Raw genomic sequence first — 20,196 nt, forward strand, 5'->3', positions numbered from 1 at the left:
TGTATTGCAGCTTGTTACGTAGCTATATAAAAAAAAGATCACATTAATCGCACTGCATTTTATTTTTACCCTTATATTTAAAGTAATAGGGTTTTGGGTGATCCACCCAGAGTGATTCATCGTAAGGGGTATTATGGAAAGCAAACCACCGGGTGAAGATGTGAATAATGTAGTGGCTATGCGACAGGCAGAAGCTCCTAAGGTTTGGAGTGATCGGCTTTCAGATTTGGCTAAAACAAAAGAAAAAGCGTTGTATATACAACTGTTTCAACATTTTGCGCCAAAAGTAAAAGCTTACATTATTCGTTTGGGTCTGGTTGAGACAACGGCAGAAGAGCTAATGCAAGAAACGATGCTAGCTGTTTGGCGCAAGGCTCATCTCTACAATCCTTCTAAAGCGGCAGCCAGTACTTGGATTTTTACCTTAGCAAGAAACCAAAGCATAGACTGGATGCGCAAGCAGAAGTACCCGGAATATGGCTTAGAGTCATGGCATGAAGAGCCAGATGAAGAAAACGACGTCTGCGAGCAGGTGATAACATCTGACCGCATGGCCAAAGTTATTTCGCAGCTACCGGAAGATCAGGCACAGGTGATTTATATGTCTTTTTATGAAGGGCGCTCACACTCTGATATATCAGACCGGCTGGGTGTACCTTTAGGCAGTGTTAAATCAAGAATCCGTTTGGCCGCAGGAAAAATTAAAATGATGTGGAGTGATGAAGTATGAACATCAAACATCACTTAGATGAAGCAACCCTGATGAGCTACACCGCTGGCTCTATGTCTCAGGCAATGGCGCTGGTGGTTGCTTGCCATCTCTCTATGTGTACTGCCTGTCGTGAAAGGGCTCATGAATCTGAAGCGATTGGCGGCATGCTACTCGATAGCCTTAAACCCGCTCCAGTGGGTGATGATGCATTAGCGCAAGTACTTGCTTGTATAGATGGGTTGCCAGAAGCGGAGGCTGAGGCTTTAGATGCTTCATATAAAGATACTCAATCTTGTTCGGAAAATAAATCGCATTTAAACATTGGTTCAAGCGTTCCAAGCCCCCTAAGTATCTATATTGGCAGCTCATTGGATCATATTGAGTGGACGAGAATAGTACCTGGCGTCCATTACCATGACCTGCCCTTTAAAACCGAGCGCGGGGGCGTATCACGCTTATTGCGTATTGCACCCGGTAAAGCGATGTTGCCGCACTCGCACGATGGAAACGAGCTTACTTTGATTTTATGCGGCTCATTTACTGATGAGGTAGGGCGCTTTACGGTGGGGGATATCGCTGATCTGGATAACGAAATACAGCATCAGCCGCTGGTGGATAGTAACGAAGATTGCATTTGCCTTATTGCTACTGATGCGCCGCTTAAATTTAGTACTTTGCTGGGTAAAATTGTCCAGCCAATGACAGGTTTTTAACGATTTAAATTGTTTTTGATGGAGAAAACTCACATGGAAAATATTGTAGCTAAACCGTCAATTCCAGTAGGTATTAGTGCCTGTTTGTTGGGACAAAAAGTTCGTTTTGATGGTGGGCACAAACGCTCGAAATACTGCTTAGATGTATTGAGTGAATGTTTTCAATACACTCCTCTGTGCCCTGAAGTATCCATCGGTTTAAGCATACCGCGTGAGCCTATTCGCTTGGTGGGCAGTGCACAAGATCCTCGTGTGGTCGGTGTGAAAGATCCGTCGTTGGATGTGACAGACAAATTAAAAGAATATGCCGATGACGTGAGCCGTACGCAAACAGATCTGTGTGGCTATATATTGATGAGAGGCTCACCCAGTTGCGGCATGGAGAGAGTAAAAATCTATCACGAAAACGGAATGCCAAATGTCTCTGGCAGTGGCGTGTATGCTGCCAGATATATGAAAAATAACCCAGCCTTACCGGTAGAGGAAGAAGCTCGCCTGAATGACGCCGTGTTGCGTGAAAACTTCATTACGCGGGTGTTTGCTTACTATAACTGGCGAGAAGAGGTGATGACTGCACCTACTCTGCATAAGGTTATTCAGTTTCATAGCCGCCATAAATATCAGTTGATGGCGCATAGTTACGAAGGCTACAAGCAGTTGGGCAAGTATCTGGCGGATGACGCCGCCAAGCAGCCGTTGGAAGAGGTTCTTGAAAAGTACATCGTGGACCTGATGACCCATTTACAGAATCGTGCAAATCGTAAAAGCCACACCAATGTGCTGATGCATATTATGGGTTATCTAAAACAGGATATTGATGGCGAAACTAAACAAGATTTAGTAGAGGCGATCGAAGATTATCGCACCGAGAAGGTGAATCTAATTACCCCTTTAACCTTGCTTAAGCACTACTTAAAGCGCCATGGTTCTGAGTACATTCAATCACAGGTGTATCTTGATCCTTACCCGCATGAGCTTGGTTTAAGAAATTACATTTGAACTTGTATGTAAATTATAAAATGTAAGCCCCAGAACGGAGTGCTCTCTAGAATGGCACATCATAAGCTAGTTTGGTTTCGTAATGACTTACGAACAGAAGATAATCATGCGCTTTATCATGCCTGCCAAAACAGTGCTGATGCTGGCGTTATTGCTGTTGTCGCGATTACACCAACGCAGTGGCAGATGCAGGGTGAGGCTAAATGCAGAGTCGAGTTTTGGTTAGCCAATCTGAAAATGTTAAAGCAGGATCTGGCAGCACTTAATATTCCGCTTAAAATAATACGCGTTGCCACTAACCGTGAGTTGCCAGAGCAGTTGTTGGCTCTCGTTCAACAGCTTAATGTTAGCGATCTGTATTTTAATAGAGAGTACCCTGAATATGAGCAAGCGCGTGATCAACAAGTAGAGCAACTGCTCTTGAAAAAAGGTGTTGCTTGTCATGTGTCTGACAGCGACTTAATACTGCCAGCAGGCTCTGTGTTGAACCAGCAAGGCCAGGCTTATAAGGTGTTCACACCTTTTAGCAAGGCTTGGCGCCAGTTGTATCTGCAGCAACCTTGTGCGCCGTTACCTTCTCCCGTCCAATTATCTAAGCAAAACTACGTCATTACTGGTAGTGACTGCATGAGTGAGAGGGTACCAATGGATGTTGGCTACGGGAATCAAGTCGGTGCTAGCTGGAATAATAGCTTGTGGCCCGCAGGCGCTGATCATGCTCATCAATTATTACAACAGTTTGTGCATGAGAGATCAGATAATTATAAGCAGTTACGTGACTTTCCTGCACAAATAGCGACATCGTCACTATCACCTTATTTGAGTGCAGGCGTACTAACTACGCGCCAATGTATCGCCGCTATGCAGGCTTACTCTGAAGATCCTGATTGGTTTTATAGTCAGTGGATAACTGAGCTCATCTGGCGTGAGTTCTATCGTCATTTGTTAGTCGCGTTTCCCCAAATGAATCGTTGGCAGCCGTTTAAGCCGGAAGTTGAGGCTAAAATCAGCTGGCAATATGATGAAAAGCTCTTTCGTGCTTGGTGCGAAGGAGAAACGGGCTTCGCTATTGTCGATGCCGGTATGAAGCAGCTGCTAGAGACAGGCTGGATGCATAATCGTGTAAGAATGATTAGTGCCTCTTTTCTTACAAAGTTACTGCGACAGGACTGGCGCTTGGGTGCACGTTTTTTCATGCAGCACCTCATTGATGGCGACTTTGCCTCTAATCTTGGTGGTTGGCAGTGGAGTGCTTCTGTCGGTGCTGATGCCGCGCCGTATTTTCGGATTTTTAGCCCGAGGCGCCAAACCGATCGGTTTGACCCGCAAGGAGCCTATATCTCGCGCTGGTTGCCTGATGAGTTAAACAGGAACCTCCCAGCCCCTGTGATCGATTATGCAGTTGAGCGTAACCGCAGTATTGATGAATACAAAAACAGCGGAGTTTTTAGATGAGCGGTGTTAGTCATATAAATACGTTTAACCCAAACAAATTGTTGTTGTCTAAATGGACCGCTACAAAGCCATATCAGAAACAGAAACATTTTCTTGTTATTGAGCTTATCAAAGATGAATTAGATGAAAACATTATTGCTTGTATGTTAGAAGCCGTTATCAATAAGCAAGCTTTTAAGATTGACTGGCAAGAGCTAATAGACGCGGAACGATGGATACAAGGTTGGAAGTAAAGACCTTCTTTAAAAAGAAGGTCTTATGTTTATTAGCAGAGCTCGATGACTAATCACCCACTTATGCTGATATGCGGCTCATTTCATTGAGTTCAAAGCTCGCTACTGCACCTTCTGTTGCTGCCATGTATGCTTTTAAGTGCGCATTTTCCATATGTGCTAGCCACAGGTCACGGCTCTCCCAGTTTTCATAAAACAGGAATATCGCAGGGTTTTCGTTATCCTGGTGTAGGTCGTACTGAATGCAGCCTGTTTCTTCACGCGTAGGTTCAACCAGCTTAATCAGCTCTGACTTAACCCGCTCAATCTGATCAGGGTTTGCTGTAATTTTAGCCACAATTGTGAGGGCTATACTCATGGTATTTTCTCCAAAAATGCTGTGTGTAAAGTCAGTATTAAAAGCCTTCTAAAACAATTTTTCCGATAGTTTTACCACTTTCAAGGTCGGCATGAGCACGTTTCAGGTTATCGGCACTGATGATGCCGTAGTGCTGGCCCATGGTTGTTTTTATTTCACCGGCATCAATTAAGCCAGCAACCTTATTGAGTAACTCTCCTTGTTTAGCCATATCATCAGTAGCGAACATAGAGCGGGTATACATAAATTCCCAATGCAACGAAACTGACTTCATTTTTAATAACGAGATATCCAGCGGGGTGCTTGGGTCATCAATTAACGCAAATTTACCTTGGGGTGCAATGACTTTTGCAATTTCACTAAAGTGTTTCTCTGTGGCGTTCAAGCCAATGACATGAGAAACGCTGGTTATACCTATTTGCTCTAACTCCTCACTTAACGGTTGGCGATGATCAATGACATGATCTGCGCCTAGCTCGGAGACCCATTTCTGGCTTTCTTCGCGAGATGCGGTACCAATAATAAGTGCGTTTGTTAGCTTAGATGCAAGCTGTACTAAAATAGAACCCACACCACCGGCTGCACCAATGACTAATATTTGTTGTGTATGGCGTGTATCTGCTGCGGTGCTTTGCTCAATCTGTAAACGATCAAACAGTAGCTCCCAAGCCGTGATGGTTGTCAGCGGAAAAGCCGCTGCTTGTGCATCTGAAACAGATGTCGGTTTATGGCCAACAATACGCTCATCTACTAAATGGTACTCAGCGTTAGTGCCAGGGCGGGTAAGGTCTCCGGCATACCATACTTTGTCACCTTTTTTATAAATAGAAACGGCATCGCCCACTTCAACAACTTCACCAACAGCATCCCAACCGAGAATTTTGTGTTCGCCGTTTTCAGGTTGTGCCCGCATTCTTACTTTCGTATCAACTGGGTTTACAGAGATGGCTACTATCTTTACTAGTAGGTCATGACCTGTTGGAGATGGTGTGCTTTGTTCAAATTCAATGAGTGAATTTTCTTGAGTAATTTCTAGCGAGTGTAGGTAGCCAATTGCTTTCATCGTGTCTCTCCAAGAATGTTATGGAGCTATTGTGTGATAATCGAGAAGAATTAAAAACAGGGTAGTTCTTTAATTACTTTCAAAAAAAAATTGATAATAATCTGGGTAAATATTCTTATCTTTATCGTGATTAAGATGAAAAGCTACTTTAATGACGAAGGAGGTATTCGACAGCTACCTTTGCATTGATCTGCACTTCGACGTTTAAATCTCCAGTTGGCAAACCTCTTATAAACAATCTCAAGAGGTTTTTCTAACATCAATACTCGGGTTATTTTGGCTAGGTAACGGTAGTATTCCAAGTTATCCCAGATCAATAAAAAAGCAGCGACGCCTGATACTTGTGTACCTGATGCGTCAATGCCGTGTAGACGTGCCATAGCGGTTTTATATTGAATGCCAAATGTCTCTAGGCGATCAATGTTCGTTGTTAGGTCTAGCCACTCGACTCTTTGTTTGTAATCGACTCGTTGGTAGTGGTTAATTTCCTTACGACACAGAGGGCAGCTACCATCATAAAAGATAATCGGTTTTACCGGTGTCATTGAAGTCATGTGAGGTAATCGGCTTTCATTAATTTAAGAACTCGGCACGTGTGCGCTCATTACTTTTAAAAATGCCACCTAACGCGGTTGTCTCTGTTTTAGAGTTAACATCCATGACTCCGCGGGATTTAACACAGTAGTGAGTAGCATTAATAGAGATAGCAACGTTGTTGGTTTCTAGCAGTGTTTGTAAAGCAATCAGAATCTGTTTAGTCAGGCGCTCTTGCACTTGTGGACGTTGGCTAAAAAAACGTACTAAACGATTGATCTTTGATAGGCCAATGATTTTTGTGTTAGGGATGTAAGCGACTTTCGCTGTGCCATCGATGGTGACGAAATGGTGCTCACATGAGCTAAGCACGCTAATATCGCGCACCTTGATCATCTCTTCTACACCCATTTTATTATCGATCATGGCAATATCAGGGAAGTTTTTGTAATAGAGTCCGGAAAAAACTTCATAAACGTACATCTTGGCAATTCGGTGCGGTGTTTCTTGTAGGCTGTCGTCTTCTAAGTTAAGACCCAAGGTGCTGAGCACTTCTGTCATTAGCCCTTTAATTCGCTCGTAGCGTTGCTCTTGAGGCATATTATTGTCGATAGTCGGTGTCTCGAGGCCTTTCTCAATGAGTTGGTCGCGAACTGACATTGCTTCAGAGGAAATCATGGTTTTATCCTTTAGGCCGGTAAAATACTGTGTCGTTATAATGCACTTATTTGCCTCTTACGTAATAAAGATATTTTTAGATGACTACAATTGTGTTCTTCAGAAGAGAGATGGCTGAGGTTTAGATTATTGTTAGATAAGTTCTCGTTGAAGAATGACCTGTTCTGCCAGTTTATTAGCGCTGAACCATGCTCCTTCGATATCACCAAGTTCAAGCCAGTCCCCACACGCCCCTATCTTAGTATTTGCATCCCATAGGTAGCCTACATTCAAGCGCTGGTCTAAGTGCGCGGTAGTATGTCGAGAATATAGCCAGCGATGCACGCGCTCCGCAGTGATGATTGGTTGTGTGTTGAAGTCACGGTTTAGTACAGCGAAAAAGGCTGACCGGAGCTGCTCTGCAACATGCTTTGGGTCGCTATCACTATTAAGCGCACTCCACTTTGGTGTTGCTTCTATCAGCCAGGTATCACTGTTTTCTTCGCGTACTCTTTTGGGCTTAGCGCTGTCTTTTATACAGCGTAATAATAGAGGATGTGACCCTTGGATTAGCTCTGCTGTTATAGGTACGACAGAGCTTATCTGTATCACAAGAACCCAGCTGATTGTGGGTGTCGCGGCTTCTACTTGGCGCACAAAGCGTGGTACTGCTTCCAGTAGTGGCGCTGCTTGTTTTGCCGGAACTGTTACTATTGCTGCATCGTAATGGCCAAGAGCTTTGCCGTGTTCATCACGAAGCAATACTCTGCTTTGTTCTTCTTCATACGGCGCTTGATTTCGCTCGGGCCAGAGATAACCTACTCGGATGGAAGTATAAAGGTTTGCACCTTGTATTAGCTCGCGAGTAAGTGAGCTTTGTTTCGGTGTGGCAATAAAGTGTGTCTGGTTTTTGCAATGCTTGCCATTAAAACGATAGGTACTTGGCGTCCATTCGTTAACATTGGGTTGCTGTGTTAGCCATTGACGAAATATATCAGAAGCAGGGCAAAGGAATGGTGCGCCTAAATCTGCACTGTTGTCTTCTAAGCGGCAACTAGCCATTCGTCCGCCAGTGCCTCTGCTTTTCTCATATATGCTTACCTCATAGCCAGCGCTCAGCAGCTTATTTGCCAATGTCGCTCCTGCTATGCCTGCGCCAATAATTGCTACGTGTTGATTGCTTTTATTCATGAGATACCAGAGTAAGGTTTGCGCAGATACATTATTTATAACTCTATACGCTGATAGCTCTACTCTAGATCACAGAATGTAAGCTTACTTATTGGCTTTTTTTGTTAACTAGGTCGGTATAGTTATTAAGGCGAGTAGTAGTGTAGGGCTGTTAGCAGTTATTTTTTAATGCATGCTACTAAGTTATTGCTACTAAACTCTTGTTATGAAATCGTTGTTATAAAAATGCAGAGGGGAAAATACTGTGGATATGGATTTAAGCTTAAATCAAACCCGTGTCATTGGTTGTTTGATTGAAAAAGAGATTACAACACCGGATCAATACCCTCTGTCATTGAATTCGTTAACGGCGGCGTGTAATCAAAAGAGTAACCGAGAGCCTGTTTTAGCGCTTAGTGAGTCTGATGTTCAAGAGATTTTGGATGAATTAGCCAAAAAGCGCCTTATCAAAGAAGAGGTCGGGTTTGGTAGCCGAGTTGTAAAGTATAAGCACCGCTTCTGTAATACCGAGTTTAGTGAGCTTCAATTTAGTGAGCAGGCTTTAGGCATTATTTGCACATTGTTTTTGCGAGGTTATCAAACACCGGGTGAGCTGCGTACTCGTACTAACCGGCTATGTAAGTTTACTGATGTCCATGAAGCTGAGAGTGTATTGCAGTACTTAAGTGAAGCAGAGAATGGCTCATACGTGGTGCGCTTACCGCGTGAACCAGGTAAGCGAGAGTCTCGCTATGCGCACCAATTTAGTGGCGAAGTAGATACTTCAGGTATTGAGTCTTCAGGTTTGTCATCTAGCGCAAATGTCTTGCATACAGCTAGCCGTGTCCAAGATACTGATAAAATTGAAGTACTAGAGCAGCGCGTCACTGAACTAGAGCAGGAATTAGCATTATTAAAAGCACAGTTTGAAGAATGGTCTTCATGAATTGGCCCTCTATGTAATGGGGGTAGTGAATGATGATTAGCGCTGATTTTGCACTATCTTTTTAGTCATTGAACACGCTAATTCTATTACCAATGGATACTCGTAAATCATTGGATTTAGGTTCATTTTTCAAAAAATTGAACTATGCTTTGGGTGTTAGCAAGTGCTAAGGCATACAACGTAATAGCATATGAAGGAATTTACTGACCTCATTCAATTTATGCTTAATATTTTTACGATGTTTTGTTGGGTCGTAGTATGCGTGACTAATAAATATAGCTTTTGATTCAGCACCGAATGGGAAATGGACCTTCATTAATGAAAAATTTTTACATCTGCGCAATTTTTTCTACATTAGTGTGCTCTCAAGTAGTGCAAGCTAATAGGGAGTCGGATAGCTTTGAGCTTAGTTTGCAGGAGCTTTTAGAAGTTGAAATTACTTCTGTTTCAAAACAACCACAAGCGCTATCTAAGGCTCCCGCTGCTATTTATGTTATTACCAATGATGATATAAGACGCTCAGGCGCTACTTCCATCCCTCAAGCGTTACGAGATGTTCCAGGGTTACATGTTGCACAATTAGATTCTCAAAAATGGGCTATTGGTAGTCGTGGATTTAGTGGACGGTACAATAATAAATTACTGGTTATGATGGACGGCCGTACTTTGTACTCACCTGAGTTTTCTGGTGTTTATTGGGAAGTTCAGGATACTTTGATGGCAGACATTGATCGTATCGAAGTCATTCGTGGGCCTGGTGCAGCTATGTGGGGGGCAAATGCGGTTAATGGTGTTATTAATATTATCACTAAGCATAGTGCTGACACACAAGGTGGTTATGCTGAAATTGGCGCAGGAGATTATGAGAAAGGGTTCGCTAGTGTTCGCTTTGGTGGAAAGTTAGATGAAGGAGCGACAATTCGCGGTTATGTTAAAGGCTTTAAAAGAGACTCACTGCCTTTTAATGATCAGGATATGTTAACTCTCCAGCGAGCAATGATGAACGGCGTTAGCTCCGATAATGATTGGGGGGATTTGCAGGGAGGAGGGCGAGTTGATATAGCGTTAGAAGGCGCATCATCACTAACTGTCAGTACCGACTTTTACCGCAGTAAGCTACAACAAACTGTTTTTACGCCAACAGTGGATGCTCCTTTATATGGTAAGTATTACAGTGATGAGTTTGATGCGAATGGCTGGAACTTATTAGCCAAATTTACAGAGGCCTTATCGGCTACGTCTGAATACAGTATTCAAGCGTATTATGATCATGCTCGTCGTGATGACAGTTTATTTGGTTTTACCACGGATACCGCGGATATAGATTTTCAATACCAGTTTAAAGCAGGTACGAGTCACAATATTATTTGGGGGCTTGGTTACCGGTATATCAATGATGATATTAATGTCGCGCCTATTATCACGTCAGAAAAAAGTTTAGACACATCAACCGACCTCTGGAGCGCTTTTATGCGTGATGAGATCATGCTAAATGACTCTCTTTGGCTAACGTTAGCTGCTCGTGTTGAACATAATAGTTACACAGGCGCTGAGATTCAGCCTAACCTGCGTTTGTTATATAAAATTGATGATGTTAATACGGTTTGGTCATCTGTTGCATATTCAGTCAGAACCCCTTCACGTGCTGAGAACAATCTATCAATAAATGCTGTGAATATACTGCCGAATGTAAGCATTGCACCACCAATGCCTGCGGTACCCTATTTGACAAAGATAGTGGTGGTCGGAAATGGTGACTATGCTTCAGAAAAATTGATGACTTATGAAATAGGGTACCGGTACACGCCTTTCAGCGTGTTTTCACTCGACAGCTCACTATTCTATAATAATTACAGTGACCTTCGCTCAGTAACTACTGGTATAACCGATCTTAGTACTATTCCAAGAGGGTTCATAACACAACATAATTCTTTCTCGAACAATGCTTCTGGGCATAGTTATGGAGCGGAAATATCTGCCCAATGGTTGGTTTCCAATGACTTTAAAATGAAGTTGAATTATAGCTTTTTTGAAGGTGACTTTAGTGAGAGCCTTACTCAGAATACTTATGCTCCAAAGCATATTATATCTTTAAATGCTGACTGGTCGCTCAATAAACATGTTGGCATAAATGCAACATGGCGTTATACCAGTGATGCGTTAGCGTTGTCTCCTTTTACTTTTACCGATAAAACTATTGGTAGTCATCAAGGTGTTGATGTTGGTGTTAATTGGAGCCCTTCTTCAGACATTACTTTGTCTTGGTTTGGTAAGAACTTATTAGGTGGCTCATATGTAGAATATGAAGCTGAGCAGTTCCATATACCTTATCGAGTTGAGCCTTCCTTTTATGGCAAATTGTCAGTTTCATTTTGATAGAGATGAATGATGATTTCGAACATAATACGTAAAAGCGCTCTGAAGCTATTCATCTGTTTAGGTGTCCCTCTCTCTCTTTTTTCTAGCTCTTTTGTTGGTGCTCAGAGTGCTGATGTATACCCACTAAAAACGGCGCTGGTTTACAACTTCGCTAAATTTACTCAATGGCCAGAGACTGCCGTCAGTTCGGTTGTAAATATTTGCTATTTTAGCGAATTATATAAGCCAAGTATGGAGCGGCTTGCGGGTAAGAAAATCTCAAAGTCGCTAGTTTTAGTAAAACAAGTTAAAAATATTGATGAGGTTGATCAGTGTCAGCTTCTTTATATTGATAAATCTCAGCGTGAAAAATTGAATCGTTTATTTCTTAAAGTTAAAGGGAAGCCTATTCTGACGGTCTCTGATATTTCAGGGTTTTATGGTGAAGGAGGAATGATAGAAATTACAGTGAAAGACAATAGATTACGCTTCCTCATTAACTTATTCCCGGTTAATGAATCAGATATGGTGCTTAGTTCTCAAATGCTAAAGTTGGCTGTAGAGGTTAAACGTTAATGAATATGTTTAAGTCTCTAAAAATAAGGCTCTTGCTGTCGATGATATTCCTTGTTGTTCTAGTGATAACAGTCATTTTATGGGCCGTCATAAAAAACCAAACTCAAGCTGCAAAAGAACAGGCAGAAAGCGAGTTAATATCTATTAGTGAGATGGTCGCAGAAAATACAGTAGCCGCTTTATTATTTTCAGATCCTATTTCGGCAAAAAACACATTAAATTCACTAAAAGCAAAGCCAGATATTTATAATGCTATAATTTATGATATCAATGGAGATGTTTTTTCAGAATATGGTTTTCCAGAATCTTATTCACATCTTCATAAACATGAAATCATTGATGTTTCTCATATCAGCAAGAGTGAGGTTCATAGTGATGGTAATGGGCTTCATACCTATATGCCAATATATAGCGAAAGTGAAGTTATAGGCTTGGTTTATATTGCCGATAATTTAATGACATTTCAGGATCGTATAAATAATTTATATTATTGGGTTTTTTTGACAAGTACCTTAGCGCTAGCTGTTAGCTTTATGATTATGCTCTTTTTACAAAGAATTTTCACTAAACCTTTGAATGAGCTTCTTTTTACAATACAAAATATTGCAGATAAAAAAGACTATACAAAGCGTGCACCAGAGAGTTCAACAACTGAATTTGAAGTGTTGGGGCGTAATTTTAATTATATGTTGACTGAGATATACCAAAGAGACAAACAGCTGGCGTCTATCAATTCAGAGTTAGAGCTTAGAGTTGAGTCTCGTACAAAAGATTTGGCCGCTGCTTTGAATCTTGCTAATGAAGGAAATCGAGCTAAGTCTGAGTTTTTAGCGGTAATGAGTCATGAAGTGAGAACACCATTAAATGGAGTGATTGGATTCTCGGAACTTTTAAAAATGCATGAGTTTGATCAAGAAATTTCGGAAAAAATAAAATATTTAAATACTTCAGCACATTCGTTGTTATCACTGCTTAATGAAATTTTAGATTTTTCAAAGCTCGACGCCAATAAAGTTGAGATAGAAAATAATGAGTTTTGTTTAACTTCACTTCTTACAGGTGTGGTGGAATCTCTAGCACCCATGGCTAGTAAAAAAGATGTAGCTATCAGGTTAGATATGTCTGAAGTACCTAAAGGAACCTATTTGGGAGACTCTATACGTATTAGGCAGGTTTTGAGCAATATTATTAATAATGCGGTGAAATTCACAGATACAGGTAACGTGGTGATTGCTGTGTCTCAATCTCATGCTCAATCAGACACAGTGCTTCGGTTTGCGGTTAAAGATACAGGTATAGGGATCGCGCCTGAGTACTTAGATAATATTTTTTCTCCTTTTGTACAAGCTGATAGCACGATCACACGAAAGTACGGTGGAACAGGGCTCGGGCTCGCAATTTGCAGGCAGTTAATTGAGCTTATGGATGGGCAATATGGAGTGAAAAGTACAGTTGGGGTCGGAAGTGATTTTTGGTTTTCAATTCCACTAACAAGAGTGAATGTAGATTCAAAATTTATAAATGTAATAAAAGAAGATAAAACTGTCAGCCATAGAGCAGGTAAAATATTAATAGCTGAAGATAATGAAATTAATCAATTGGTAATTAAGAAATTATTAATGTCTTTTGGCCATACATGTAGTGTCGTATCTAATGGGATGATGGCTATTTCGGAAGCAACGGTTAAAAAATATGATTTAATATTTATGGATTATCATATGCCTGAAGCTGATGGTGTTGAAGCTACAAAAAAAATACGTGAGTTAGGAACTGAATCTATTAATTATACGACACCTATTATCGCATTGACTGCTGATATACAGCCTCAAGTCAGTAAGGTTTTTCGCCATGCAGGTGCTAGTGATATCTTATTAAAACCTTTTACTCGTGAAAAGTTGGAGTTATGTCTGAACAAGTGGATGGGTAAAGAATTAATATTATCAGCTAATGAGAAAGTTGATAATGGTTTTAAAATAGTTAACCTTAAAGTGTTAGAAGAGATATCTGATATTTCACCCGATGACGCTATTGTTCAGCAGATCATTTCGTTGTTTTTTGAGAAAACTCCTGAGTTAATGGAAAATATTAAAAAATCTATAAATGAAAATGATGGGAAGTCTTTATTTCTTTTTTCTCACTCACTCAAATCAAGTGCCGCAAATATCGGCGCGGAGTGCTTATCTGATATAGCAAAAAGATTAGAGTATTTAGGGCGAGAAAACTTAGTTCATGAAGCGAGTGAATTAACGCCACTACTATACAGTTGTTTTGAAAAAACATCAGATACCCTAAATAGGTTGCTAAAGGACTCGTCAGTATGAGTAAGTCAGATATGTCGTATACCGTGCTTATCGTTGATGATGACCCTGGCATACGCCTGTTAATGAAGTATGCATTACAGGATGAAGACCTAACAATATTTGAAGCAGAGAATGGCGATAAAGCGCTACAAGTGTTCCAGGAAGTATCGCCTGATATAGTTTTGCTTGATGTTTCTATGCCTGGAATGACGGGGTTTGAATGTTGTCAGCAGTTAAGAAACTCTAATATGGGCGCTCAATGCGCGATAGTCATGGTAACGGCACTTGATAAGCCTGAAGATATAGAGGCAGCTTTTGAGGTCGGTGCCACAGATTTTATGACCAAGCCTTTAAAGTGGCCTTTGTTCAATCATCGTGTGCGCTATATTCTTAAAGCGAATAAAACGCTTTTGGCGTTGAGCCGGAACCAGTCAAAGTTATCAAAAGCGCAGTCTATTGCGCGTTTGGGTTATTGGGAGTGGGATTTTAAGTCTCCCTTTATTGAGTGCTCGACTGAGTTGTTTTCCATGCTAGATATTCAAAAAATGGATGATGCAGTGATGTATCGCTCTGTTTTAAAGTGTATCCATCCAGAGGATCGTCGAATATTTAATGATGCATTTCGACAAGCATTGCATGAAAACAAATCGTACGATATCGAGTATCGCGTGGTTCGCTCAGATGGCGAAGTCATTATTTTTCATGATCGTACCGATATCATTGAAGAGTATGGACACAAACGTATCATCGGTACCTTGCATGACATCACTTCTCAAAAAAATACAGAGCGAGAAATATCGTACTATGCATACTACGATACACTCACAAAGTTACCCAACCGGCGCTTGTTTCTCGATCAATTTGAAACCTCTCTAGCGACAGCAAAGCGTCGTCATGAAGAGGTCTCTTTGTTATTTATTGACCTTGATCATTTTAAGAATATTAATGACAGTTACGGTCACCATGTTGGTGATCAAGTTTTAACGCAGACTGCCAGCAGGATTAAAAACTCAGTCTGTATGCCTGATGCAGTTACTATTGATATTGAAGGCTCACAAAATAAAGTCGCTCGTCTAGCAGGAGATGAATTTACTGTATTACTTTGTGAAGTTAATGCGGTTGATAATGTAGTGACGATAGCCCAGCGAGTACTTGATTCACTGTCTCAGCCATTTTTACTTGATAACCACACCATTCATATTACGGCGACTATTGGTATCGCGCTTTATCCTGATGACAGCGATAACGTACAAGAGCTATTACAAAATGCTGATGTCGCTATGTATCATGCGAAAGAAAGTGGCCGAAATAGCTATCAGTTCTTCTCAGAAGAGTTAAATGTTTATCACAAAAATAGACTCTCTATAGAAAGTGGTTTGCGCTCTGCCATGTTGAATAATGAACTCGTTATTTATTATCAACCGCAATTCAGTGGTGAGCCTAACGAAATTATTGGCTTTGAAGCGCTACTTCGGTGGGATCACCCCACCAAAGGGCTGCTCTCACCAGATAAGTTTATGAATGTTGCAGAAGCCTCTGGTCTAATAGTGCCGATTGGTGGTTGGGTGCTTGAGCAAGCCTGTAAGCAAGCGCACGAGTGGTCGCAAAGAAGCACTAAACCTTATCGTATGGCTGTTAACTTATCAGCACTTCAATTTAATCATAAGAACCTCTCTGAGCAAGTTCTTGGTGCGTTGGAGGTTTCGGGACTTGACCCTTCTTTGCTTGAGTTAGAGATCACCGAGTCGGCTATTATCCAAAATATTAATGAAACACTTGCTCTATTAGTGTCCCTAAAAAGTTTGGGTATTAATTTAGCTATTGATGATTTTGGAACCGGTTATTCTTCCTTAAGCTATCTTAAGAACTTTCCTATAGATACGCTAAAAGTGGATAAGTCATTTATTGATGAAATAGTGACCAGCAAAAAGGATGCAGCTATTGCGCAGACCATTCTTCAGTTGGCAGACAATTTAGGCTTGCTAAGTGTTGCGGAAGGAGTGGAGACTAAAGAACAAGTAGCAGGTTTAACTGATATGGGGTGTACACAGTTCCAAGGGTATTATTTTAGTAAGCCGTTACCGGTCGAGTTAATTGATATGTTGATCGATTAACTAAAATAAATAAGTTTTATGGTTAGGGAGGCGTAACCACCTTCCTCTCTTTTGCTGTTTATTTTGTCTTCTAACAGCGTATTTTTCCTGTCGTGTTAATCTGCGCTACATCTTTTAAGCATATAGTGTTAAATAATTATCGTTTTTCGCGTTGCACCTGCACGCTTACCCATTTTTAACGAGGAGCCATCATGTCAAATCTGACCTTTAAGTACCTTGATAAAGCACTCTCCCAAGTTCGGGAATTAGGCTTGATGCCTGAAAAAGTAGATGAAGCCCCTGTGGTAGCGCTTATTGAGCGTCTATCTGATATTGATGAGACTAAAACCTTAGCTATTGCCCGAACATTGACTCAAGCCTCCGTTTTTAATGAGATTGTACGTGAGCAAGTATCTCAGATGAAAATTGGCCAGCGTTATGCCGAAATTACCGAGTCTTTTAATAGTATTCGTGATGATGCTAAAAAGATGGTTGAGCAAGTTGAAGATGGTAAAATTGATACGTTTGAACGTGCCAGCAATGCATGGATGAAAGTTACGCGTGGCGATATAGCCAGCCGTTTTGACAAGATTAAAGATACTTATTTAGAAGTAGCGCGTGACTCTAAAGACCAAATAGAGCGTGAGCATGTGATTTTAAATGCATACCAAGATTTTCGTGGTGCGATTAAAGAGTCCGAAATTTATGCGCTTGACCTATTAAAGCAAACAGAAGCGTTGTGGAATGCACAGAAAGACGCGCTAAAGCAAGCCGGTGACAAGGTGCAGCAGTTTGCAGGTGATGATCTTGCAGAGCGTGCCAAGCTTGAATTAGCCCGTGACGAGAGCATGCGTAGTTTACAGTTTGCAGAAGATCGCTATCAGGTAGCTAAAGACTTGTCAGATAACCTCACTGTTAGCTACAACACATCCGAAGTGATTATGATGCGCTTAATGCAAACCAACAGTGCTAAGGACCGTGTTTATAAGCAGTCGATTACCTTCTTTGGCACCAATGAGTCTGTGTTCACGGCATTAACGGCTTCTTATACTGGCATGTTTGGTTTGCATGAAAGCACAGAAACTCTTAATGAAATGAAAGATGGGGTCTCAAAAAGCTTGGAAGATTTGGCTTCTATTGGCGGGAAAGTGCAAGAAGCCGCGATTAAAGCAGGTTACGGCCCAACGATTCGTGCTGAGTCGGTTAAAAAATTAGTTGAGTCTGTTGTTAATTTTCAGGAGCGTTCGCAAGAAATTATTGAAGAGATGCGCATCTTGTCCACAAAAAATGCAGAAGAAATTCGCGAATCAGTTGAAGATGGTAAACAACGTTTAGCACGTGTTATTCAGCGTGGAGGCTCATTACCATTGCCTGATTTTTCTCAAGCGAAGTAAGTTAATTAGTTATTGTTAAGTAGTATTTAAGATGCGTTCAAAAGTAGTGAGTAATTGAATGGATAGTATGAATGCGGCCAGTGCTTCTACTGATCAGGTTGAAGTGCCCAGAGCAAAACTTGAAGATATTATGGTGGCGATGGATGTGGTGGATACACTACGTCATCGCCAAGGCATGGTTGAGCGGGAGCTTGGCACGGATGCGCGACGTGAGCAGTTACTGGAACGTTTACGTGAAATCTATGCTGAACAAGGTATGGATGTCCCTGATCATATTTTGGAAGAGGGTATCAAAGCGCTGGATGAAGACCGCTTTAAGTACTATCCGTCTAAGAAGAATTTCTCTACTACGCTGGCTCATCTTTATGTAAGCCGTAAAACGTGGGGCAAGCCTATAGCTGCGCTCTTATTGGTAGGGGCTTTGGCTTATGCTGGAAATTACTTTATAAATGAGAGACCTCAGCAACAAGCACTTGAGGCGTTACCGAACACTTTGCAGCAAACTTATAATGAGATACAAGCAATAGCCAAGAACCCACAAGTGGTTGTCCAAGCACAAGAGCTTAAGGGTTCTGCTAGTGCTGCTTTAGCTAACAGTAAGCCTCAAGTGGCTGAGTCGTTATTAAGCGATATGGAAAATATGCTGACTCAGTTAAGGGTTAGTTACAAAATTAGAATCGTATCCCGCCCTGGTGAGCAGTCTGGCGTTTGGCGTATCCCTGATGTTAATTCCAATGCACGAAACTACTATTTAATTGTGGAAGCGATTGGTCGCGGTAATAACGTACTAACCTTGCCTGTGATGAATGAAGAGTCAGGTAAGCGCAATGATGTAGATAAGTGGGGAATACGGGTTAATTACAGGGCCTTTAACTCAGTGGCTGCTGATAAGCGTGATGATGGCATTATCCAGGCAAACATAGTGGGTGATAAGCCTGCCGGTTACTTGAAACCAAAATATAAAATTGCCACCAGTGGTGCCACTATTACGCGATGGTAAACCTAGCTTTATGCACTTTTACATGTATTTATCAGCACAATTAATAGAAGGGTTTAGATGATGTGGAGTGGTTCAACAGCTTTAAACAGTATCGATAGCACCTTACGTACGGTGCGTGATGATATTGATCGTCTGGATCAGAGTTTAACGCGACTGACTGAAAACCTGACTGATAATCTGCGCCAGCAAGGTAAGGTTATTCATGAGATTGCTAAGGTTCGCTTATTAGAAATAGATACAGGACAGTTGCAAGACACTTTGACTGCAGCCGACCTTGATGCTAAAAATATTTTGAGTGACCGTGTTCAGTATATTCAACAAGTTGAGCATGAAATTAAAAATTTAAAGCAGCAGTTAGAAGAGGCAGAAGTAGCTCGAGAAAAACTCTTGTTGGTTGCTAATGATATATCAACAGATCTTGCAGAGAATGAAACTACCATTCAGGAAGCGTTGCGTGAAGATTCTGCTTATCTAGCACAATTTGAGCGCGCGAGTAAGGCGGAGTCTATCGCTGCTGAGGCGCTACAGAAAAGCCAGACAGCTCAATCTGATATGGATATTAAAGATGAGCCTTATCAAGATGATAAGTTGTTTATGTATCTATGGCGGCGTAAATTCGCTACGCCTGACTATGTAGGAGGCCTGTTAACACGTTCTCTCGATAAATGGGTCTCTGGGCTCATTAAGTATGAAAAAAATCGAGTTAATTATTGGAACCTTCAAGAGATACCTAAACGTTTAGCTGCACATGCCCAAAGAGTACAAACTGAAGCGGAGAATCAGTTTGTATTACTTCAAGCATTAGAGACTCAGGCATTATCAGATGCTGGCGTTCCTGAAGTAGAGCAGCGTTTAGATGATGCGCGTGTACAACTAGATGCGCAGGATGACCAGATAGAGGCGTTAGAAAACCGGTTGAGCGCAACGTTGGAGCAGCGCGCTGAGTTTACTTCTGGAACTGATGAATATACACAGCGTAGTATCCAGTGTTTAAGTGATGCGATGGCGCATAAAGATGTGTATCAGATAGATCGCTATGTGAGAGCTACATTGTCTCCCGTTGATGATGAGTTAGTCAGAGAGCTTCGTCAATTTCAGGATAATTATGAAGATAGTGAAGATGACTTAGCAGACTTTCGCCGTGCGCATTCTGCAAAAATAGCAAAATTAAAAGAGCTGGAAAGCGTACGTCATAGTTTTAAAAATAACCGTTTTGATGATGTCCGCTCAGGTTTTGGTAATGAAGACTTGATCAAGTCAGTGTTAGGACAGTTCTTGCAAGGAGCTGTAGCGGGCAGTGATGTGTGGCGAGTACTTAAACGTAATCAGCGTTATGATAATCGAGGTGCGCAGCCTGACTTTGGTAGTGGTGGTATTAGTGGCCGATCACCCGGCAGAAATACATCAAACAGTAACAGCACATTTAGGTGGCCGAGCTCACGTAGCGGAAGTGGCGGGTTTCGTATCCCGGGAAGCGGTCGTAGTAAACGAAACGGTGGCGGTGGTGGTTTTCGTACAGGTGGTGGTTTTTAGTTAATGCTATAAAAAGCACTCCGGTTATCCTTAGAGTATTATGTGGATGGATAACCGGAGTGAACGCCGCTATTTAGGTTAGCGCCTACCAGAGATCTATTG

General features: G+C 41.5%; 18 protein-coding genes. 13 read left to right on the plus strand and 5 right to left on the minus strand.

What is annotated here, in order from left to right; translation table 11 throughout:
• Window positions 1-133: 133 nt before the first annotated feature.
• Genes G511_RS0108295 through G511_RS0108315 form a run of 5 tightly spaced genes read left to right on the plus strand, consistent with a single transcriptional unit; the run spans window position 134 to window position 4,112 of the window.
• On the plus strand, window positions 134-730 hold the full coding sequence (locus tag G511_RS0108295) for a sigma-70 family RNA polymerase sigma factor (protein WP_028469226.1): 597 nt from the start codon (window positions 134-136) through the stop codon (window positions 728-730).
• Window positions 727-1,425, plus strand: a complete 699-nt coding sequence (locus tag G511_RS0108300) for a ChrR family anti-sigma-E factor (RefSeq protein ID WP_028469227.1) — start codon at window positions 727-729, stop codon at window positions 1,423-1,425. The genes G511_RS0108295 and G511_RS0108300 overlap by 4 nt, the downstream gene beginning before the upstream one ends.
• 33 nt (window positions 1,426-1,458) lie before the next feature.
• Window positions 1,459-2,424 carry a YbgA family protein gene (locus tag G511_RS0108305; protein WP_028469228.1) on the plus strand — a complete coding sequence of 322 codons (966 nt, stop codon included), beginning with the start codon at window positions 1,459-1,461 and terminating at the stop codon, window positions 2,422-2,424.
• Between the two features lie 51 nt (window positions 2,425-2,475).
• Window positions 2,476-3,879 carry a cryptochrome/photolyase family protein gene (locus G511_RS0108310; protein WP_028469229.1) on the plus strand — a complete coding sequence of 468 codons (1,404 nt, stop codon included), beginning with the start codon at window positions 2,476-2,478 and terminating at the stop codon, window positions 3,877-3,879.
• Window positions 3,876-4,112, plus strand: coding sequence for a TIGR02450 family Trp-rich protein (locus G511_RS0108315; RefSeq protein ID WP_211224880.1), 237 nt, complete (start codon window positions 3,876-3,878; stop codon window positions 4,110-4,112). Before G511_RS0108310 ends, G511_RS0108315 begins: the two co-directional genes overlap by 4 nt.
• Window positions 4,113-4,173: 61 nt before the next feature.
• Here G511_RS0108315 and G511_RS0108320 read toward each other — a convergent pair whose 3' ends face one another.
• The 5 genes from G511_RS0108320 to G511_RS0108340 all read right to left on the minus strand — a co-directional run bounded on the left by G511_RS0108320 (window position 4,174) and on the right by G511_RS0108340 (window position 7,915).
• Entirely contained in the window at window positions 4,174-4,470 is a 297-nt protein-coding gene (locus G511_RS0108320) for a putative quinol monooxygenase (RefSeq protein WP_028469231.1), read from the minus strand.
• 37 nt (window positions 4,471-4,507) lie between these two features.
• A complete protein-coding gene (locus tag G511_RS0108325) occupies window positions 4,508-5,533 on the minus strand; it encodes a zinc-binding alcohol dehydrogenase family protein (RefSeq protein WP_028469232.1) in 1,026 nt (341 codons plus the stop codon).
• A 143-nt stretch (window positions 5,534-5,676) separates the two neighbouring features.
• Window positions 5,677-6,087 carry a thiol-disulfide oxidoreductase DCC family protein gene (locus G511_RS0108330; RefSeq protein ID WP_028469233.1) on the minus strand — a complete coding sequence of 137 codons (411 nt, stop codon included), beginning with the start codon at window positions 6,085-6,087 and terminating at the stop codon, window positions 5,677-5,679.
• A 19-nt stretch (window positions 6,088-6,106) separates the two neighbouring features.
• Window positions 6,107-6,745, minus strand: a complete 639-nt coding sequence (gene folE, locus G511_RS0108335; protein WP_028469234.1) for a GTP cyclohydrolase I FolE — start codon at window positions 6,743-6,745, stop codon at window positions 6,107-6,109.
• Window positions 6,746-6,877: 132 nt separating this feature from the next.
• Window positions 6,878-7,915: an NAD(P)/FAD-dependent oxidoreductase gene (locus tag G511_RS0108340; RefSeq protein ID WP_028469235.1), complete on the minus strand. Its 1,038-nt coding sequence runs from the start codon at window positions 7,913-7,915 to the stop codon at window positions 6,878-6,880.
• A gap of 250 nt (window positions 7,916-8,165) precedes the next feature.
• Between G511_RS0108340 and G511_RS0108345 the strand changes: the two genes are divergently transcribed.
• The 8 genes from G511_RS0108345 (at window position 8,166) to G511_RS0108380 (ending at window position 20,094) form a co-directional block, all read left to right on the plus strand.
• Window positions 8,166-8,840, plus strand: a complete 675-nt coding sequence (locus G511_RS0108345; RefSeq protein ID WP_342664789.1) for a YceH family protein — start codon at window positions 8,166-8,168, stop codon at window positions 8,838-8,840.
• A gap of 318 nt (window positions 8,841-9,158) precedes the next feature.
• Window positions 9,159-11,216, plus strand: a complete 2,058-nt coding sequence (locus G511_RS0108350; RefSeq protein WP_051221741.1) for a TonB-dependent receptor plug domain-containing protein — start codon at window positions 9,159-9,161, stop codon at window positions 11,214-11,216.
• Between the two features lie 9 nt (window positions 11,217-11,225).
• On the plus strand, window positions 11,226-11,774 hold the full coding sequence (locus G511_RS0108355) for a YfiR family protein (RefSeq protein ID WP_084629045.1): 549 nt from the start codon (window positions 11,226-11,228) through the stop codon (window positions 11,772-11,774).
• A complete protein-coding gene (locus G511_RS23795) occupies window positions 11,774-14,095 on the plus strand; it encodes an ATP-binding protein (RefSeq protein WP_084629046.1) in 2,322 nt (773 codons plus the stop codon). Before G511_RS0108355 ends, G511_RS23795 begins: the two co-directional genes overlap by 1 nt.
• On the plus strand, window positions 14,092-16,188 hold the full coding sequence (locus G511_RS0108365) for a two-component system response regulator (protein WP_028469240.1): 2,097 nt from the start codon (window positions 14,092-14,094) through the stop codon (window positions 16,186-16,188). Before G511_RS23795 ends, G511_RS0108365 begins: the two co-directional genes overlap by 4 nt.
• Before the next feature lie 191 nt (window positions 16,189-16,379).
• On the plus strand, window positions 16,380-17,561 hold the full coding sequence (locus G511_RS0108370) for a hypothetical protein (RefSeq protein WP_028469241.1): 1,182 nt from the start codon (window positions 16,380-16,382) through the stop codon (window positions 17,559-17,561).
• A 58-nt stretch (window positions 17,562-17,619) separates the two neighbouring features.
• The gene (locus tag G511_RS0108375) at window positions 17,620-18,561 is read left to right on the plus strand and encodes a DUF6384 family protein (protein WP_051221743.1); all 942 of its coding nucleotides are present in this window, start codon (window positions 17,620-17,622) and stop codon (window positions 18,559-18,561) included.
• A 57-nt stretch (window positions 18,562-18,618) separates the two neighbouring features.
• Window positions 18,619-20,094 (plus strand): coiled-coil domain-containing protein, encoded by a 1,476-nt coding sequence (locus G511_RS0108380; RefSeq protein ID WP_028469243.1) that lies wholly within the window; start codon window positions 18,619-18,621, stop codon window positions 20,092-20,094.
• Window positions 20,095-20,196: the final 102 nt, after the last annotated feature.

The organism is Neptunomonas japonica DSM 18939, from assembly GCF_000422765.1.
Taxonomy (GTDB): Bacteria; Pseudomonadota; Gammaproteobacteria; order Pseudomonadales; family Balneatricaceae; genus Neptunomonas; species Neptunomonas japonica.

Coding starts and splice junctions, on each gene's coding strand:
- folE (WP_028469234.1), bottom strand. CDS start 6,745: ATGATTTCCTCTGAAGCAATGTCAGTTCGCGACCAACTCATTGAGAAA.
- G511_RS0108295 (WP_028469226.1), top strand. CDS start 134: ATGGAAAGCAAACCACCGGGTGAAGATGTGAATAATGTAGTGGCTATG.
- G511_RS0108345 (WP_342664789.1), top strand. CDS start 8,166: ATGGATTTAAGCTTAAATCAAACCCGTGTCATTGGTTGTTTGATTGAA.
- G511_RS23795 (WP_084629046.1), top strand. CDS start 11,774: ATGAATATGTTTAAGTCTCTAAAAATAAGGCTCTTGCTGTCGATGATA.
- G511_RS0108310 (WP_028469229.1), top strand. CDS start 2,476: ATGGCACATCATAAGCTAGTTTGGTTTCGTAATGACTTACGAACAGAA.
- G511_RS0108370 (WP_028469241.1), top strand. CDS start 16,380: ATGTCAAATCTGACCTTTAAGTACCTTGATAAAGCACTCTCCCAAGTT.
- G511_RS0108300 (WP_028469227.1), top strand. CDS start 727: ATGAACATCAAACATCACTTAGATGAAGCAACCCTGATGAGCTACACC.
- G511_RS0108350 (WP_051221741.1), top strand. CDS start 9,159: ATGAAAAATTTTTACATCTGCGCAATTTTTTCTACATTAGTGTGCTCT.
- G511_RS0108305 (WP_028469228.1), top strand. CDS start 1,459: ATGGAAAATATTGTAGCTAAACCGTCAATTCCAGTAGGTATTAGTGCC.
- G511_RS0108315 (WP_211224880.1), top strand. CDS start 3,876: ATGAGCGGTGTTAGTCATATAAATACGTTTAACCCAAACAAATTGTTG.
- G511_RS0108330 (WP_028469233.1), bottom strand. CDS start 6,087: ATGACTTCAATGACACCGGTAAAACCGATTATCTTTTATGATGGTAGC.
- G511_RS0108380 (WP_028469243.1), top strand. CDS start 18,619: ATGATGTGGAGTGGTTCAACAGCTTTAAACAGTATCGATAGCACCTTA.
- G511_RS0108320 (WP_028469231.1), bottom strand. CDS start 4,470: ATGAGTATAGCCCTCACAATTGTGGCTAAAATTACAGCAAACCCTGAT.
- G511_RS0108355 (WP_084629045.1), top strand. CDS start 11,226: ATGATGATTTCGAACATAATACGTAAAAGCGCTCTGAAGCTATTCATC.
- G511_RS0108375 (WP_051221743.1), top strand. CDS start 17,620: ATGGATAGTATGAATGCGGCCAGTGCTTCTACTGATCAGGTTGAAGTG.
- G511_RS0108365 (WP_028469240.1), top strand. CDS start 14,092: ATGAGTAAGTCAGATATGTCGTATACCGTGCTTATCGTTGATGATGAC.
- G511_RS0108340 (WP_028469235.1), bottom strand. CDS start 7,915: ATGAATAAAAGCAATCAACACGTAGCAATTATTGGCGCAGGCATAGCA.
- G511_RS0108325 (WP_028469232.1), bottom strand. CDS start 5,533: ATGAAAGCAATTGGCTACCTACACTCGCTAGAAATTACTCAAGAAAAT.